At 63.2% G+C, this 16,398-nt stretch carries 16 protein-coding genes and 1 riboswitch; of the genes, 7 read left to right on the top strand and 9 right to left on the bottom strand.

Going from position 1 to position 16,398, the window contains the following annotated elements:
* Positions 1-73: 73 nt before the first annotated feature.
* The 3 genes from A5784_RS27425 to A5784_RS27415 all read right to left on the bottom strand — a co-directional run bounded on the left by A5784_RS27425 (position 74) and on the right by A5784_RS27415 (position 3,678).
* Entirely contained in the window at positions 74-1,048 is a 975-nt protein-coding gene (locus A5784_RS27425) for an alpha/beta fold hydrolase (RefSeq protein WP_197514888.1), read from the bottom strand.
* Positions 1,049-1,141: 93 nt separating this feature from the next.
* Positions 1,142-2,539, bottom strand: a complete 1,398-nt coding sequence (locus A5784_RS27420; protein ID WP_064948009.1) for a M20/M25/M40 family metallo-hydrolase — start codon at positions 2,537-2,539, stop codon at positions 1,142-1,144.
* Entirely contained in the window at positions 2,536-3,678 is a 1,143-nt protein-coding gene (locus A5784_RS27415) for a saccharopine dehydrogenase NADP-binding domain-containing protein (protein WP_064948008.1), read from the bottom strand. The genes A5784_RS27420 and A5784_RS27415 overlap by 4 nt, the downstream gene beginning before the upstream one ends.
* Before the next feature lie 121 nt (positions 3,679-3,799).
* Here A5784_RS27415 and A5784_RS27410 point away from each other — a divergent pair, with 121 nt between their 5' ends.
* Positions 3,800-4,402 (top strand): TetR/AcrR family transcriptional regulator, encoded by a 603-nt coding sequence (locus A5784_RS27410; RefSeq protein ID WP_064948007.1) that lies wholly within the window; start codon positions 3,800-3,802, stop codon positions 4,400-4,402.
* A gap of 416 nt (positions 4,403-4,818) precedes the next feature.
* Here the strand turns inward: A5784_RS27410 and A5784_RS27405 are convergent, their stop codons facing one another.
* From A5784_RS27405 to A5784_RS27390, 4 genes are all read right to left on the bottom strand, one after another.
* Positions 4,819-5,556: an SDR family oxidoreductase gene (locus A5784_RS27405; protein ID WP_064948063.1), complete on the bottom strand. Its 738-nt coding sequence runs from the start codon at positions 5,554-5,556 to the stop codon at positions 4,819-4,821.
* Between the two features lie 143 nt (positions 5,557-5,699).
* Positions 5,700-6,782 carry a phospho-N-acetylmuramoyl-pentapeptide-transferase gene (mraY, locus tag A5784_RS27400; RefSeq protein WP_064948006.1) on the bottom strand — a complete coding sequence of 361 codons (1,083 nt, stop codon included), beginning with the start codon at positions 6,780-6,782 and terminating at the stop codon, positions 5,700-5,702.
* A gap of 184 nt (positions 6,783-6,966) precedes the next feature.
* Positions 6,967-7,509: a GNAT family N-acetyltransferase gene (locus A5784_RS27395; RefSeq protein WP_064948005.1), complete on the bottom strand. Its 543-nt coding sequence runs from the start codon at positions 7,507-7,509 to the stop codon at positions 6,967-6,969.
* Positions 7,510-7,824: 315 nt separating this feature from the next.
* On the bottom strand, positions 7,825-8,673 hold the full coding sequence (locus tag A5784_RS27390) for a bifunctional 5,10-methylenetetrahydrofolate dehydrogenase/5,10-methenyltetrahydrofolate cyclohydrolase (RefSeq protein WP_064948062.1): 849 nt from the start codon (positions 8,671-8,673) through the stop codon (positions 7,825-7,827).
* Between the two features lie 17 nt (positions 8,674-8,690).
* A riboswitch (ZMP/ZTP riboswitch) is annotated at positions 8,691-8,768 on the bottom strand.
* 395 nt (positions 8,769-9,163) lie between these two features.
* Between A5784_RS27390 and A5784_RS27385 the strand changes: the two genes are divergently transcribed.
* Positions 9,164-9,655, top strand: coding sequence for a DinB family protein (locus A5784_RS27385; RefSeq protein ID WP_353651924.1), 492 nt, complete (start codon positions 9,164-9,166; stop codon positions 9,653-9,655).
* A 154-nt stretch (positions 9,656-9,809) separates the two neighbouring features.
* Here A5784_RS27385 and A5784_RS27380 read toward each other — a convergent pair whose 3' ends face one another.
* Positions 9,810-10,238, bottom strand: a complete 429-nt coding sequence (locus tag A5784_RS27380; protein WP_064948003.1) for an HIT family protein — start codon at positions 10,236-10,238, stop codon at positions 9,810-9,812.
* Between the two features lie 401 nt (positions 10,239-10,639).
* Between A5784_RS27380 and A5784_RS27375 the strand changes: the two genes are divergently transcribed.
* Positions 10,640-11,512: an SDR family oxidoreductase gene (locus A5784_RS27375; RefSeq protein ID WP_064948002.1), complete on the top strand. Its 873-nt coding sequence runs from the start codon at positions 10,640-10,642 to the stop codon at positions 11,510-11,512.
* Positions 11,513-11,520: 8 nt separating this feature from the next.
* Complete coding sequence (locus tag A5784_RS27370) at positions 11,521-11,994, top strand: MerR family transcriptional regulator (protein ID WP_064948001.1); 474 nt, start codon at positions 11,521-11,523, stop codon at positions 11,992-11,994.
* A gap of 71 nt (positions 11,995-12,065) precedes the next feature.
* On the opposite strand, the gene A5784_RS27365 is transcribed toward A5784_RS27370, so the two are convergent.
* The gene (locus tag A5784_RS27365; protein WP_064948000.1) at positions 12,066-12,725 is read right to left on the bottom strand and encodes a hypothetical protein; all 660 of its coding nucleotides are present in this window, start codon (positions 12,723-12,725) and stop codon (positions 12,066-12,068) included.
* A 104-nt stretch (positions 12,726-12,829) separates the two neighbouring features.
* On the opposite strand from A5784_RS27365, the gene A5784_RS27360 reads away from it, so the two are divergent.
* The 3 genes from A5784_RS27360 to A5784_RS27350 all read left to right on the top strand — a co-directional run bounded on the left by A5784_RS27360 (position 12,830) and on the right by A5784_RS27350 (position 16,337).
* The gene (locus tag A5784_RS27360; RefSeq protein ID WP_064947999.1) at positions 12,830-14,596 is read left to right on the top strand and encodes an alpha/beta fold hydrolase; all 1,767 of its coding nucleotides are present in this window, start codon (positions 12,830-12,832) and stop codon (positions 14,594-14,596) included.
* A 110-nt stretch (positions 14,597-14,706) separates the two neighbouring features.
* Positions 14,707-15,456 carry an aquaporin Z gene (gene aqpZ, locus A5784_RS27355; RefSeq protein ID WP_064947998.1) on the top strand — a complete coding sequence of 250 codons (750 nt, stop codon included), beginning with the start codon at positions 14,707-14,709 and terminating at the stop codon, positions 15,454-15,456.
* A 206-nt stretch (positions 15,457-15,662) separates the two neighbouring features.
* Positions 15,663-16,337: a glycoside hydrolase family 25 domain-containing protein gene (locus A5784_RS27350; protein WP_082945114.1), complete on the top strand. Its 675-nt coding sequence runs from the start codon at positions 15,663-15,665 to the stop codon at positions 16,335-16,337.
* Positions 16,338-16,398 lie beyond the last annotated feature (61 nt).

Genomic DNA, 16,398 nt, shown 5'->3' with positions numbered 1-16,398 from the left:
AGGTCGCTCTGGTCCTGGTGTCAGCGCTGGCTGACCGTGAGATGTTGGTTCGCCCTTCAGCGACGTAGGGGGATCAGCTGAGCGGCTTGGTCTTTACGAACTGGTCGATGGCTTCAGCGAGGAGTTCGGGTTGATCCTCGGAGATGAACGCTCGCGTGCGCGGTATGAGATCGAGTTGCGCATCTGCGAGTAGTTTTCGCAGCAGGTGGGCGTGCCGGCGGGGGAAGATGACGTTGCCGGATGCGCTCCAGGCGATCAACGCAGGGCCAGTGAATCGATGTAGTTGACGTGCGGCGGTGATGGCGGCGCGGGGACGTGCAGCCCGCAGTAGTTTGACGAGGTCGCGTCGCAGTTCCTGGTCTTGGGTTGCTGGTCGGAACCATGAGTCCAGCACCGCTTCCGCCGGCCGGGTTTTTGTTAGCGGCGTCATGATTAACGATCGTCCGAGGCCGCTGTTCCAGAAGCGGGCGATCACATTGATCCCGCCGGGGAGTTGGCTGAGTGGACGCATCCACTTGATGGGTACCGGTAGAAAATTCCAGATCACGTCGCCGGGGGTCAGGACGAGTCGTGCCAGCTTGTCGGGGTGGTTGGCGACAAAGACTTGGGTGTAGGCGATACCTGTGTCGTTAGCAATGACGGTGACGTCACTGAGACCAAGGGTGGTGATGACGTCGGCGATAAGGTCGGCGATACCGGTTGGGGTGAGGTCTGCGGTCGCGGCCATTGGGTAGGCGTGCGCGCCGAGCGGCCAGTCGACGACGATGCACCGATAGCGTGCGCACAACTGCGGGACTACTTTTCGCCATAGGTCGGCGTTGACGTAAAGCCCGTGGACGAAAAGCAGTACTGGGCCTTGGCCACGCTCCCGGTACTGAATGCGACCTTGCGGCAGCACAATCGTTTGTGGTTCACCCAGTTCGATGCTGCGCGATCCACCAACGCGACCACCTGTCCTGACGTTCACGCTGCCCAGTAACGGTTCTTTCGCTGTGGCATCGGTCGGGTGAGTGGGTGCGTCGATGTTGTTGTCGGGTTGATTGCTCACAGCCATGACTATTCGAGTCTTCCGTTCGGGTTTTCGTGCGCAAAGGCAGGGTCGATGTGGGGGTGCGTGGGTTTCCTTGCCGTGTCGGACATTTCAGTTTGAGTTGGGCCGCTCGCCGATGCCCCAGGGTGTTGGTTGACGTCGGGATGGTGGGCATTGCTCAAGCGGGACGCAGAGCAGGCGTTCGATGACATCGGCGCCGAATTGCAGTGCCGTCAACGGAATTCGTTCGTTCGGGGCATGGATCAGTTCGGCGGGATTGAAGCCGTCGGGAAGCTTCATCGGCAGGTATCCGTAGCCTTGGATACCGAGACGGGCCAAAAAGCGTGCATCGGTGCACCCGGGCAAGATAAACGGAACGGGGCGAGCGTCGGGGTTGACGTCTGTGATGGCCTGGGCGAGAGTGTTGAAGATGCCGTAATCGTCGACCGGACCCGCGGTTTCGTAGACGTCGGTCAGATCGACCGTCGCGTCGGTTCCGCAGACGTGTTGGACTTCGTTGGCGAGTTCAGCTGCAGTACGCCCGGGTAGGACGCGGCCGTCTAGGTCGACGGAGATGGCCGCCGGTACGGCGTCGATCCGGGTGCTGGCGTGAATGCGGGTGGGGTTGACGGTGTTATGCAACATCGCGTCGAACGCGGCCAATTCGCGTCCACCGATCCCGAGAAGACGATCGGTGAGGATCGGCCGTAACAATGCCTGCAAGGCCATCCGCTGTGGCAATGGGAGTTGGTCGGCGATGCCGGTGACCATGTCTTGTGCTGTCGGGGTGATGTGAACGGGTAACCGTTGCGCGGCCAGCCGGGTCAGTACGCGTGCCAGTTTGGGCATCGCCCCGTCCAGCACGGGCACCGACCCGTGCCCGGGCGTGCCTCGCACGGTGACTGTCAGGGTGCACCATTGTTTCTCGCACACCGCGATCGGATAGAACCGTCGACCCGACACGGTCGTGGAGAACCCGCCCATCTCGCCGATCGCGTAGCGCACCCCGCTGAACAGATCCGGGCGGTTTTCCAGGACGTGGGTGGCGCCGAATTCGCTGCCCTCCTCTTGGTCGGCGAACGCGGCGAACACAATGTCATGTGATGGTCGTATGTTGTTGTCGCGCAGTCGAAGAAGGGCTTCGAGCATCATTGCGAGACCGCCCTTCATGTCAAGGGCTCCTCGTCCCCACAGGGCATCGTCGATGACACGGGCCTCGAACGGAGCCACATCCCACGGTTGACCCGCGGTCGGGACGACATCGACGTGGCCGTGCATCAGTAACCCTACTTCGGACTGCTGACCTTCCAGCCGGACAACGAGATTGGGCCGCTGAGGGTCCTCGGCGACGATGTGGGGTTCTAGCCCAGCGCCAAGAATCAGTTCGGCGATGTACTCAATGCAGGCTCGTTCGTTGCCTGGTGGGTTGGTGGTGTCGAACCGGATCAGCTGGCGCGCGATCTCGACCACGCGGGCGTTGTGGGCGGGCCGTGCGGCGATATCGCTCATGACCTGGTCTCCGACGGACTGGTGGTGCCGTGCTCGAGGTCGAACCCATCCAGGGCACCCAGCAGATGATCGAGGTCCAGGACCTGGGACGGAGCGAGAGTGCCGGTAGAGGTGAAGTTCTGCTGGCTGGCCCGAGTGGCGGCCTCGGCGGTAATCGGCGCGGTGATGTCGTAGATACCCCGGCCCCTTATCCATCCTCGTGCGGTTCCGGTTTTCCCGCGGGCGTGGACGGCCACCATGAACCGGGTGGGATCCCCCTCGGCGATGCCGCTGGCCGACCCACGCCACATCGCGGCGACCCCGCGCTCGATGAGCGGTCGAGCCGGGGTGCGCATCAACGCGCCGGCAGTGTTGGCGATGGCAGGCAGGAACCGCCCCAGCGGCGCCGGCCCGAGCGTTGACGTGGTGAGTCGGGTGGTGAGCCGGTCGACGTCGATGTGCCAAGGAATGGTGAACACCTCAGCCACTGGGTACAGGCCAACGCGACGGCGCCCGATCGGTGGCGGGAAATCGAAGAAGCTGGTGCGCGGAAAGCGTCGGCGTGAACGTGGCACGCCGCGATCGTGTTCGAACCATTCTTGGCCCATCGCCTCAAAGCGCGACACCAAGCTGGCGCCGATCGGCCGCCAATCGTCGATCCAATAGGCCACCTCCACCTCTGCGATTGGTCCCAGGCCTGCACACGCGCGTTCGACTAGTAGGTCAGCGAGCACGGAGTAGAAACCGAACGATGGGAGCAGCGCAACCTGGCCGGAGCGGGCGAGAGCATCCCCGTCCTGGTAGCACCACCGACTCCCGCGTTGCTCGGCGGAAATGTCGACATAATGCGCCTGACCGGCAATGGCTGCTTCGGCGATAGGGCGGCAGCTGTTCACAAACGGGCCCACACAGTTGACGATTACCGATGCTCGCGCTGCTAATGCCGCTAACGCTTTGCGATCGTCGAGCGCGGCCACGTGCACTCTCACCTGCCCGCCGAGTTGGTCGGCGAGCGTCTCCAAACCGGCTCGCGTGCGGCCGGCCAGCATCACGGGATAGCCGCGCTCAGCCAACGTCTGGGCGATCTGTCGGCCGGTGTAGCCGGTAGCTCCGCAGACCGCTATCACGACGCTGCCATCGGTCGTGACGCCGTCGCCCACCAAGAAGGAGCTTGCGGACCGTGGCAATTGCCCCTCACCGGCACTTCCATATTCCTATTACGTAACATGACTACGTAATAGCATAACGAAGATACGTAAGGCAAGTATGTAAACTTGACGGATGGCTCGTACGCAACATGACCGCACCGCGGCGACGACGACAAAGCTGATCGCTGCCGCACGCGAACTGTTCGCCGCACAGGGCTATGCCGCGACACCGCTCGACGATGTGGTGCGCGCTGCCGGGGTTACCACCGGAGCGCTGTACCACCATTTCCCGAACAAGCTGGAGCTCTTCGCAGCCGTGTACGAACAGGAGCAGCAGCGGCTCGCCGAACTGTCGATCGCTGCCCACGCTGCCCGGCGTGATGACCAGGACGGATTGGAAGCCGGTTTTCGAGCCTTCCTCGAAGCATCCCGAGACCCCGGCGTTCAGCGCATTACCCTGCTCGACGCGCCGTCGGTACTGGGCTGGGAACGGCTCCGCGCTATCGAAGATCGCTACACAATCGCCATGCTGAGAGTCGCACTACAACAAGCCGTAACCACCGGTCTGTTCGACGAGCGACCTGTCGAACCGCTTGTCCAAATGCTCAACGGAGCCCTCTGCGAGGCGTCCTTGCTTATCGCGCGCTCCGAGAACCAGGACGAAGTCACCGAACAAGTACTGCTCGAACTACGCGTCTGGCTCGGCGTCTTAAGAAGGCGCACCCAACTCATTTGACCGCCGACCCCGGCCGATGCAAACCGAACCCGCTGCGGCACAGGTCATTGCCGTCAACAACGTCTTGTCCAGCAACAACTAGGCCTTGGCAACGCAGCGCTATATGGCCTCACCGATTACATGGACCCAGAGGAGATGCAGATTCAGCTCAAACCAGAACTCAGGGACCGCAGAGACCGCTGATCTTGTCGGCTGTGCTCAGCAAAACGTATCGTGGCGGTGAAATATAGTCCAGTGCAATACCTTTCGAGACGCACATCTCGGCACGGGCACCGAGAGCCTACTCGTGGACAGTGCTCGCGTGGCCACAGGCCGATCACATAGTTCCGACGGCAACTCACCAGCTCATCTGCGGTGTATGCTCGCCGCCGCGAAGCAGGTCATGGCGCCTTACTCGATGAATGCAGCACTGACCTTCAGCGCAAGCTGTAGCCGCCGTCAGGATAGAGCGTCGAACCCGTAGTAACGCCATTGAGGAACAAATATATTACGGCTGCGGCGATTTCGTCCTCCTGAGCTAGCCTTCCGATGATCGACGCGTCGACGAAGTGGTCAAACGCGGCCTGCCGGACGGGTTGTGGGCGACGGTTCCACAGATTGCCATCCACGGTGCCGGGCGATATCGCGTTGACTCGTACTGGCGCGAGTTCGACGGCAAGTCCACGGGCCAATCCCTCAATCGCCGCGTTGACGGCGACATAGGCGGACGCAGCCCCAGCTGGCCGTGCACCGGCCGCTCCTGCCATCAATACGACGGATGCGTCCTCAGTCAGCACCGGCAACGCGGCCTTGACGACGCGGTACTGGCCCCAGAACTTTGAGTCGAAAGGTGACGCGGCATCCTCTAGGGACAGGTCGCGCAAGGATCCCGTGATGTAGGTAGCTGCCGTGGTGAAGATGGCGTCGACCGCGTCAAGCTGAGCGAACAGGGCCTCTACAGTGGATTGATTTGCGGTGTCGACGATCTGCCACGTCGCGGAGGTGCCCAGCTTGGCAGCGGCCTCTGTGAGCGTATTGACGCGGCGCCCACCCAGAACGACCCTACCTCCACCTGAAACCACCATTTTGGCGACTGCGAATCCGATCCCAGATCCGCCGCCGATCAGAACAACGGTTCGATTCGCGAATGCGTCAGCAGCAAGAAAACTCTTCACATCCACGAGCTTTCGCGCTGACGCCGGTGACGCCAATCCATTTGCTCAGCGAGAATCGCACGATCGTGGGCGACGGTTCCCGCCTTATGTCGCTACGCGCTTTACTCGCCGTATCGTCAGCACCGAACTACTCGTACTGGGGGTCAGACCCCGGAGGCCGTCAACCACTCGCTGTAGAAGAGCGCGATCCCGAGTCCGCAAGCGATGGCGGTGATTAGCCAGAACCGGATGGTCAGCGTCGTTTCCGGCCAGCCCATGAGTTCGAAGTGGTGGTGCAGCGGAGAATTTCGGAACACCCGGCGGCCGGTGGTGCGGAACGAGATGACCTGGATGACTACCGAGCTGACTTCGGCGACGAACAGCGCGCCCAGGATGATGGCCAGAACCTCGGTGCGGCTGGTCACCGACAGCCCGGCGATGATGCCGCCCAACGCCAGAGAACCGGTGTCACCCATGATGATCTTGGCGGGTGCGGCGTTCCACCATAGGAATCCGATGCAGGCGCCGGAGGTCGCGGCGGCGACAAGGGCCAAGTCCAGCGGATCTCGGACGTGATAACACCCGGGTGCGAGGACGCCCCCGCATTGGTTTCGAAACTGCCAGAAGGTGATCAGGACATAGGCGGCCGTCACCATTGCCATGGCGCCTGCGGCGAGCCCGTCGAGACCGTCAGTCAGGTTGACGGCATTCGACCAAGCCGAGACGACCATGGTGCAAAACAACACAAACACCATAGGCGGCAGAGCAACCGCAGCGATGTCGCGGACGTAGGACAGCTCAGCGCTGCCAGGGGTGAGTCCGTGGGCGTTGCGGAACTGCAACGCCAGAACGCCGAAGATAATGGCCGAAACGAACTGGCCCGCACTCTTGGCTCTCTTGTTCAACCCCAGGTTGCGGGCACGCCGCAGCTTGAGGAAATCGTCGGTGAAGCCGACTGCACCAAGTGCGGTAGCCAATCCCAGGATAAGCAGCCCACTTGCAGTCGGCCCCTCAGCACCAAGCGCAAGCTCAGACACAAGGGTGGTGCCCAGGTAGCTGACCCACATCGCGGTGAGAATCGCCAGGCCACCCATCGTCGGCGTTCCACGCTTCCGCTGATGGCTTTTCGGGGCTTCGTCGCGAATCGGCTGGCCTAACCCGAGCCGAGAGAACACCAATATCAACACAGGAGTCAGCATTGTCGCGACCACCAGGGCAATACCCGCGGCGATAAGGATCGATGTCATAGATCGATGCAGCCCTCTCGCGCGCAGGCCAATCGGTCACAGTGCCACCGCGTCGAATCCCAACCCCCCACCACCATCAGGCAAGTATGTCGAAGTCCCCGGCGACGCCGCCCCACCGATGTCCGGTGTCTCGTGTTTAGAGATTCGAGGTCGGTCAGATCCTGTCTCATGCGGCGTGATGGATCTACCAAAGATCTCCGGCTCGCCAGTCACAAATCAGGGCGGTTTCGCTGTTGAATGTGTGGTCCGGATCGCTGGGGTTCAGAAGGTAAATCCGGTCGGCGGGGTCGTAGGTATTGATGACGCCTGCAGGGCCGACGGCTTGGGTGTGTCCGGACCAGGGCTGCCAGCCTCGGCTGGCGTAGAAGTCGGCGGCCGTCTCCACAGCATTAAGGGCACCGAGCTGATGGCGTGTGTGGATAATGGTCTCGGCATGGTCCATAACGACTCGGCCCAGCCCGCGGCCCTGCTGATCGTCGCGAACTGCGACCCCTTCGACGTAGCCAGTGTTGAAGGCAGTGCCATTGTGGTGCAGGGTTCTCGCGACGACGGCGGCGAAGGCTACGAGGCACCGATCATCGGTAACGACCACGTGCACGCCGTCGGCAGCGTGCAACCAATCGTGAGATCGGAAACTGGCCCCAAATGCGCTCCGCACCAACATTTCCGCGGCGGAAAGCTGAATCCCGCTGAGTTCGCCGGGCTCGGCGATCAACACCTCCACCATCAAACTAGGGTGACACACGGGAGCCGATCTCGAATCGCACCACACCGCAACTGCCCGAGTGCGCGATAGTTCCCCCACATCGCTGCAAGGTTCTCGCCGTCAATTAGGCAGTGCGAGATACCAGCAGCGCTCAGTTGGACATGAAAATCGAACCCGACGCTGATCTTGCCGACACGGGACCGCCCTCCAATGAAGACAGCTTCGCCGTCCATCCCCGAAGTGTGACCCACCGCGAGCCAGGCAGCGACTTCTTTGTGGGGGTCTCATATCTCGAGATTCGAGGTCGATCAGATCCTGTCTCGGATGACGGGCCTTCTACTCGACGAGATGAATGGACTCTGCAGCCTCCACGGTCTGGGCGAGCAGGACCGCAATAGTGGTCGGCCCTACGCCGCCGGGAACGGGGGTGATGAGTCGGGCACGTTGGGCGGCCGCTGTGTACTCGACGTCGCCGATGTTGCCGGGGTTGTAGCCGGCGTCGATGACGACGGCGCCGGACTTGATCCAGTTGCCCTTGATGAGTTCGGGCCGACCGACTGCGGCGACGACGATATCGGCCTCACTCACGACGCTGGCGAGATCGATGGTTTTGGAGTGGCAGTAGGTCACCGTGGCGTGGCGCGCTAGAAGCAGCATCCCGACCGGTTTACCGAGGATGGGACTGCGGCCGACTACGACGGCGCGTTGCCCGGCGGGGTCGACGCCATAGGCGTCGAGTAGGTGAATGATGCCCCTGGGAGTGCAGGAGGCGAAACCCTTGTCTCCCAATGCCATTGCCGCGAATGATGCGCCCGTCACGCCGTCGACGTCCTTGGTGGGAGTGATCGCCTCGAATACCTGCCGTTCATCGACCTGGCGCGGCATGGGGTGCTGAACCAAGATGCCGTCCACGGTGTTGTCTGTTGCGAGCCTCGCCACGAGTGCAACCACGTCCGCGGTAGCGGCGGTCCCGGGGAGCCGATGTGCTTGTGAGTCCAGGCCGACGGTTCGGCATCGGTTGGTCTTCATCCGCACGTAGGTGTGTGAAGCGGGGTCATCGCCCACCAGGACGGTCGCGAGGCACGGCTTTCGGCCCGCGATCTCGGCGAACTGTGTGGCACGGACAGCAATGTCGGAAAGGATTCGGTTTGCAACAGCGATGCCATCGATAACGTCAGCGCTCACAGACGTCTCCTCAATCAGAGGAGCACCCAGGCGTTCGATGCTTCCGAGTTTTGCTTCCTGGTGGTGTCCCACCTGCGCCAGTCGCGTCGACACCATCGTAGCGATGCGACCCCGGCGTCTCGTTTCTAGAGAATCGGGACGGCTCAGATTTTGTCTCACCCAGGTGAGCGCCTCGCGCCGATCGAGACCGGCAGCTGGTGGCGAACTGGTAGCGTGAGATACATCGCTTGGGCCAAGCACGCCATTGTCCGTAGTTCAGACAAGTAGGTCGTCGCCCGAATTGCCGGTCAGCTAGCCCAACGCAATCAAGCCGTTCCGCGCTCGCTCACACGTTCTCGCCTGATGGCTTCTCTCGTTCGGTGCGCGCTTTGCGGGCTGAAAGTCTTTGACTGGTATGCCGTGCGAAACCAGTAGCTGAAATGACAAGCACAACAAGAGATTTTAGATGTTTCGACCCACCAGAATGGAGCCGACAGTGACAACATGGTCGATACCACAAACCACTACCGGGACTGAACGCCGGCTACTGGAGAGCGCCCTCGACCGCAACCGAGCCGAACTAGTCAACACGGTGCGCGGACTCTCAGATGCAGATGCCCGACGGCGCTGCGTCGCGTCGATGACCACGCCGATCGGATTGCTCAAGCACGCCGCCGTCGCTGAACGCATCTGGTTTCAGCACATCCTGGGCGGAGCGCCCAAGAACGCATGCGGGGGTGGCACGACAGCTGGTGACACCAGCTTCATTGTCGACGACGGAGAAACCGTGGCCGACGTGATCGCCGAATTCGAAATCGCCAGCGAGCGTTCCCGCGTTATCGCCGCCAAATTCGACCTCGACGACATCAGAGCACACCCCCACCTCGGCAACGTCAATCTACGATTTATCTATCTGCTCGCGATCGAAGACTTCGCGCGTCACGCCGGCCACGGCGACATTCTGCGGGAACAAATCGAACATCCAGGGCCTCCGGAGCGCTGACATCCCACCTCTGCGAGGGCCAATCAACCCAACGAATCGCCGAGGCCATGGCTTCAAGCACCTCGTCTCGTATCTACCGAAACAAGACCGATCACCCTCTTGTCCCCCTTGATGCTCTGCTGTGTCGCGCTAACGGTGCTACGACGTGTTGGGATCAGTTCGCGGCACGATAGATCCGTTCACCTAAAGAGGTGATCGTGGAGTTGTCCCCACGGACCCCGGGCGTCCAGGGAAGTGTGAGTCGATCCTTGGTCGCATTGGTGTAGCGCGGGATCACATGAAGGTGAAAGTGAAACACCGTCTGCCATGCGTCAGCGCCACAGCAATTCAACAGGTTCACACCGTCTGCGCCGAGCTCGTTGACCACGGCTTTGGCCAGCCGCTGTGCGGTGAGTGTGACTGCGGCGAGGTCGTTGGTTGGGATATCGAGCAGGTCTTGGCTGTGTCGTTTGGGTATGACCAGCAGATGGCCGTCGGAACCGGGGTGGATGTCCATGAATGCATACGTCGTGTCGTCCTCGGCGACTTTCGTGCTGGGAACGGTGCCGGACACGATGCCGCAAAAAAGACACTGCTCAGTCATGGCGCGTAAGGCTAATGAACCGTGCGGGAACAGAAAAGCGATTTAAGTTTGATGACCAGAGATCAGATCCGATCTGATGTCGACGCTGTCTCGTTTCGAGAGAAACAGGATCAATCACATTCTGTCTTGCGGTGAATGGACCGGAGTTAGGCAGCGGATGCACCGGCTGTGCGGTGGGTGAGTAGTTCGCTGACGGTGACAAATCGGTAGCCGTCGGACCGCTACCGGTCGATGATCGGCGGGACCGCGGCGCGCGACGCTGATCTTGAACGCGAATCCCAGACGATGAATACGTGGCAGTTTGCCGCCCTGTCTCGCTTCTAGAGATTGAAGACAGGTCAAATTCTGGCTCACGTGAGCGGGTTGCGTTCGAGTGCGCTCGAATTCCTAGGGTCACAATCATGACCGCATCGTCACCACCGCAGATCTGGATCATCACCGGCGCCTCGAAGGGGTTGGGGCAGGCGCTCACGCAGGCAGCTCTTGCCGTGGGCGACAGTGTCGTTGCCGCAGTGCGCAATCCCGACGATATGGCCGATTTTGTGTCTGCCCACCGAGACCGCCTGGCGTGTGTTCAGTTCGACGCCCGCAGCACCGACGAGGCCGGTGGCTTGGTCAATGCGGCGGTGCAGCGGTTCGGGCGCCTGGACGTTTTGGTCAACAACGCGGGACGCGCCGTCGTCGGTGCCGCCGAGGAGGTCTCTGACGCCCAGCTACGTGACCTGATGGACTTGCATCTATTCGGTCCTGCGGCCTTGGTCCGCGCAGCGCTGCCCGTCATGCGGGAACAGCGCAGCGGGACGATCGTGCAGATGAGTAGCCAAGGCGGCAGGATGTCCTTCGCCGGGGTCTCCACCTACTCGGCGTCGAAGTTTGCGTTGGAGGGCTGGTCGGAAGCTCTGGCGGGCGAGGTGGCGCCGTTCGGTGTTCGGGTGATGCTGGTCGAGCCGAGCCGGTTTCGGACCGCGTTCAATGCCGCAGACGTGCTCGACTTCACCGAGGTCTCGACACCGTATCGCGACATCCTCGATGAGGTTAGGGCCGACATGGCTGGGGCTGATGGCATCCAGGAAGGTGACCCGGCCAAGGCTGCAGAGATCATCGTGTCCTTTGCTCATTCCGCGGACGTGCCACTGCGGCTACCGCTGGGCGCTGAGGCTGTTGAGCGGCTCACCGCGGCCTACCAGCGCGGTCTTGATGAGGTCGAACGATGGGCGCAGCTGGCCCGCAGCGCCGATTTCGCTGATAGCGCCCCTGCCGCTCGTCCGATCTAACATCGAGTATGTCCAGTGATGAGCTGATGCGCAGAGCACTCGCCTCTCTCGACGAGATCGATGGCCCGCTGTCGGTCGAAGTTATCCACCGCCTTGCCGATACCAGCGATCTCAGTGAGCCGATGACCATCGCCGCAGTCGCCGAACTCCTCGACATCTCTGCGCACACACTGCGTTACTACGAACGCGCCGGCCTGGTCGAGGTCGACCGCGACAGCAACGGTCGCCGCAGATACTCACCCGAGGCGGTACGCAGACTCATCTTTCTCACCCGGATGCGATTGTCCGGCATGGCGATCCGCGATCTGCAGCACTATATGTCATTGGTCGATGGCGGCGACCAGACCGTGCCCGAACGGCTCGACATGCTGCTCGAACATCGCGACACCATCCGCCGCCAAATCCGGGAACTCACCCTCTCCCTGGCTGCTACCGACTACAAGATCGCCACCTACGGTGGCGCCACCGGAAGCTTCTGCTAAATGCCGCGGCGAGTCGTTGGACCTGATCCAGGGGTGGGCGCCTACCTGATGTCTCTCGCGCGAGAAGGTGCCTAGGCCGTGCCGACGTAAAAGGCCTTGGCGACGGTGTGCTTGGTCGGCGTGCCGGTCTCGGTGCCGACCTCGACGGTCCAGCCGTCGGGGCCGCGGTGAATTCCGGAGGCGTCGTCGGGCGACGCCCCCCAGATCCCGATCAGCTCGGGCCCTTTGCCGCAGGTGTAGGCCGGGGCGCCGCGCTGGCCCCAGGCTCCGCCGATGACGGCACGGCACTGGGTCCCGTCGTCGAGCGCCAACGCCATCGGGACGGCGTCACCGCTGCGTGGCTCGGTCGGGTCGCCCAATCCCGTGGCGTTCCGCAGATACAGGGCGGTGCTGAACGGATCGACCAGACACAGCACCGCAGTAGCGTTCTGGGTCGGCCAGCAGGCGTCGCCCGAATCGGCGGTGCCGCCGCACCACCGGATCCCGGTGCCGACGTCGTACGGTGACGAGCCCCAGCAGTCGACGGGGGTATCGCGATGGCTCTCGTCCTGCGACCACCCGCTTTGGAGGTTGCCTTTGGCGTCAACGGGTTTCAGCACAACCCGTTCCGGCCCGGCAGGCGCGGGCGTCGAGCTGGCCGGGGCCGAGGAATCGTGGCCGCCGCAGCCGGCCAGCACCACGCATGCTGCGGCAGCCGCCGCGAGCAGACCCGTCATGTGCATCCGCGCCATATCGCTCTCCTCAGCCGTCCGGAATCGGTTGATCGTAGCCAGCGGCCGCCGCCTACCGATCACTAACGTGGTGTCGACACGACACCGCGATCAGGACCTGAACAATGCACGTCGTCTTCCTGCACGGCATCGGAGACGGTAACCGCGACTACGACTGGCTCGACGGCCTCAACCGGGGCCTGACCCAGGCCGGGTTCGACCCTGTCGACCGCGCCGAGGTGCTGGCACCGCGCTACGCCGACCTGCTCAAGACCGACGGCATCTCCGCCAAGCTGCCGGCCATCACCAAGGCCAAGGATGACGCCCTGGCCCGCCGCGACTTCGAGCGCCGGCAGGCGCGTGTGCAGCGCTTGCTGCGCCAAGAGTTCGGGGTGCGTACCTACGGGTTCAACCTGATCCCCGACCCGGTGTGGAACGCGGCGCCCGGCGCTGTCGTCGACTACCTGTCCATGTACGACCTAGACCAGGTTCGCCGCTACATCGGCAATGACGGGCTGCGCGCCGCCATCATGCTGCGCATCATCAATGCCCTGCCCGACGACGGCGAGGTCGTGCTGATCGGCCACAGCCTCGGCAGCGTCATCGCCATCGACCTGCTCGACCACCTGCCCGAGCGGTTGCATGTGCGGCGGTTCATCACCATCGGCAGCCCGGCCGGTATCCGCGCGCTGCACGAGGGCAGCGAGCGGCTGCTCAAACGGTTTCCCTACTCCCGCGTCGACGACTGGTCCAACTTCCTCAACGTGCGTGACATCGTCACGGGCGGAAGAGGTTTGGCGGCGACGTTTCCCGGTGCGCAGGACTTCATGCTGACCGTGCGCGGGCACCAGGCCGACACCTATCTGGGTGATCCGGCGGTCGCCGGGCTCATCGCCGACGCGCTCTACCCGCCGGGCGAGCCGGCCGCCCCGACCGGCACCGACATCGCGGTGCGGATGAGCGAAGCCGAGGCCTCGGCACTGCTGGTGCAGCATTTCGGCGAGGCTGTCGCGCGCCACATCAAGGATTCCGAGCGGGCCGACCGGTATCGCGCGACGCTGCAGATCCTGCGCGACGACCTGGCCGCCCAGGTTGCACAACAGGCGGCCGGCGGGCAGCTGCTCGCCCCGGAACTGCAGGAACTGGTCGCCGGCAAATTGCCTGCACTGCCGCACCGGTGGGAACTGCACGAGGCCATCGGCGAACTCGTGGTACTGGCCCTGACCAACTGCGTCACGCCCTACGAGATCGACACCGGTGACGCCCCGATCAAGGCGCTGGAGGACATCGCCGAGGCGCTCGGCTTCCGCCGCGACGTCGGCAAGACGGTGGCCACCGCGATCAAGGATGTGCAGGCGGCTGTCAGCGGTAAGAGCGGGGTGCCGTGGGGCCGGGTGCTCACGGCCGCGGCGGGTGTGGCCCTGATCGCGGCAGGGCCGGTCGGGTTGGCCGTGGCCGCCCCGGCCGGTGCGTTCGGCGCGGCCGCGGTTGCGGGCGGACTGGCCGCCTTCGGTCCCGGCGGCATGGTGGGTGGGCTGGCGATGGTGAGCGGTCTGGCAGGCACCGGCGCCGCGACGACGGCGGCGGCCTTGGCCAGTGGGCACGGAACCGCTGAAACCGCACCGAATCTCGACAAACTCATGATGCGGGTGGCCGCCGAGCATGCCCGCAAACTACTGGATCTCGGGTACGACAGCCGACTCTGGTATCAGGTCACCGACTTCGAAAGCCAGGTCTCGGCAGTGATCAACCGGCTCGAACCGTTCAACGATCCCAAGTCGGCTCGGGTCACCCAGTTGACCGCGGCGAAGGTCGCGATCAATGCGTTGTTGCAATTCATGTCTGCAAACGGATTGGCGCCCAACGCAATCACCGATGGCGACGAACCGTAGTCGAAATTCAAAGTCAACGTACGGCAACGAAACAATAAACACGCATCGGAAATTCCGTTTGCGGCCTTACCCTTTCGTCAATGGTCATTCGCTGAACAGGGGGACGGCACGTGAACAGTTCACTTATCTCAAAACTCGGGGCTGAACTCTTCGGAACGTTCTGGTTGGTTTTCGGTGGCTGCGGCAGCGCGATTTTCGCCGCCAAGCAGATCGCCCAGGATGAAGACGGCAGCAACGTCTACCAGCTGGGCATCGGATTCCTCGGCGTCGCATTGGCTTTCGGGCTCACCGTCGTGACCATGGCGTACGCCGTCGGTCACATCTCGGGGGGTCACTTCAACCCCGCGGTCACCCTGGGTGCGGCGGTCGGCGGCCGGCTGCCGTGGAAAGACCTGCCCGGGTACTGGATCGCGCAGGTCGTCGGCGGCCTGATCGCGGGCCTGCTGCTTCTCGTCATCGCCAAGGGCCAACCGGGTTTCACCGCGACCGGAAACATGGCCGCCAACGGTTACGGCGCCCACTCCCCCGGCCACTACTCATTGGCAGCGGTGCTGATCGCCGAGATCGTGCTGACCGCATTCTTCCTCATCGTGATCCTCGGGGCGACCGACGACAGGGCACCGAAAGGGTTCGGTCCGCTGGCAATCGGCTTGTCTCTCACCCTCATTCACCTCGTGTCGATTCCGATCAGCAACACGTCGGTCAACCCGGCCCGTTCTACAGGAGTCGCGTTCTTCAACGGCAACGGTGCCCCGGCGCAGCTGTGGGTGTTCTGGCTGGCACCGCTGATCGGCGGCGCTCTCGGTGGCATCGTGTACCAGTTCCTGTTCGCCAACCGGCAGGCCGAAGCCAAGGCATAGCCCCGCGGCGTTCCGCCGCCGGACCGGCCTTGTGCGCCGTCCGGATTTCCGACCTATCCTGGTGGGAGCGGCCCGGTTTGGGCTGCGTGGACAGTGGCGGAAGTATGACGAGCGGAGTTACGAAACAGATGGTCTCGGGCCGGTCGCCCGCCGAACGGCAGTCGCGCTCGACGCATCCGCGCCGCCGCAAATCTCCGCAGGAAGAGTTGACGGCCGCCGTTGTGCCGGTCACCGACACCCTGTTTGCCGACGTCTCGGAGTTTCAGCGGGTGGTCGACGACAGCTATCCGTACGCGGTGCTGTCGATCCGGGTCAGCGACGGGACCTACCGTGACCACAATTTCGCTGCCAACTACGCCTGGATGCGCAAGGCGCTCGACGACGGCAAATTGGTGTTCGGCATCGTCTACACCTACTGCCGCCCCAATTGGCGGGCCAATGCCGACACCGTGCGGTCAATGATCGACGCCAATGGCGGGCTGCATCCCCGCGTCGCCCTCATGCTGGACGTCGAACAGGGCGGCAACCCGACCGGCGACGGATCCTCCTGGATCAACCAGCTGTACTGGAACTTGGCGGACTACGCCGGAAGCCCGGCCCGGATCATCGGATACGGCAACATCTACGACCTCAACGCCATGTGGCGCACCAAGCCGACCGGCCTGCGGCTCATCATCGCCAGTTACGGCGGTAACCCGCCGTACCCCGGCAAGGTCGCCCACCAGTACACCGACGGCAGCGGCTTCGGCGGTGGATTGCCCGAAGGGGCACCACCTTTCGGGAATTGCGACATGAATTCCGCCGACGGGCTCAACCCGGTCCAGTTCGCCGCGGCCTGCGGCATCGTGCCTCCGTCGGCACCGGCCACCGAACTGGTCTGACGCCAAAAACTGCCGCGCGAACCGGCCGCCATGCGGGATTAGGATCAGCACCGGACCCGAA

The organism is Mycobacterium sp. 852013-50091_SCH5140682 (assembly GCF_001665685.1).
Lineage (GTDB): Bacteria > Actinomycetota > Actinomycetes > Mycobacteriales > Mycobacteriaceae > Mycobacterium.
This window is presented reverse-complemented; position numbering and strand designations above follow the sequence as displayed.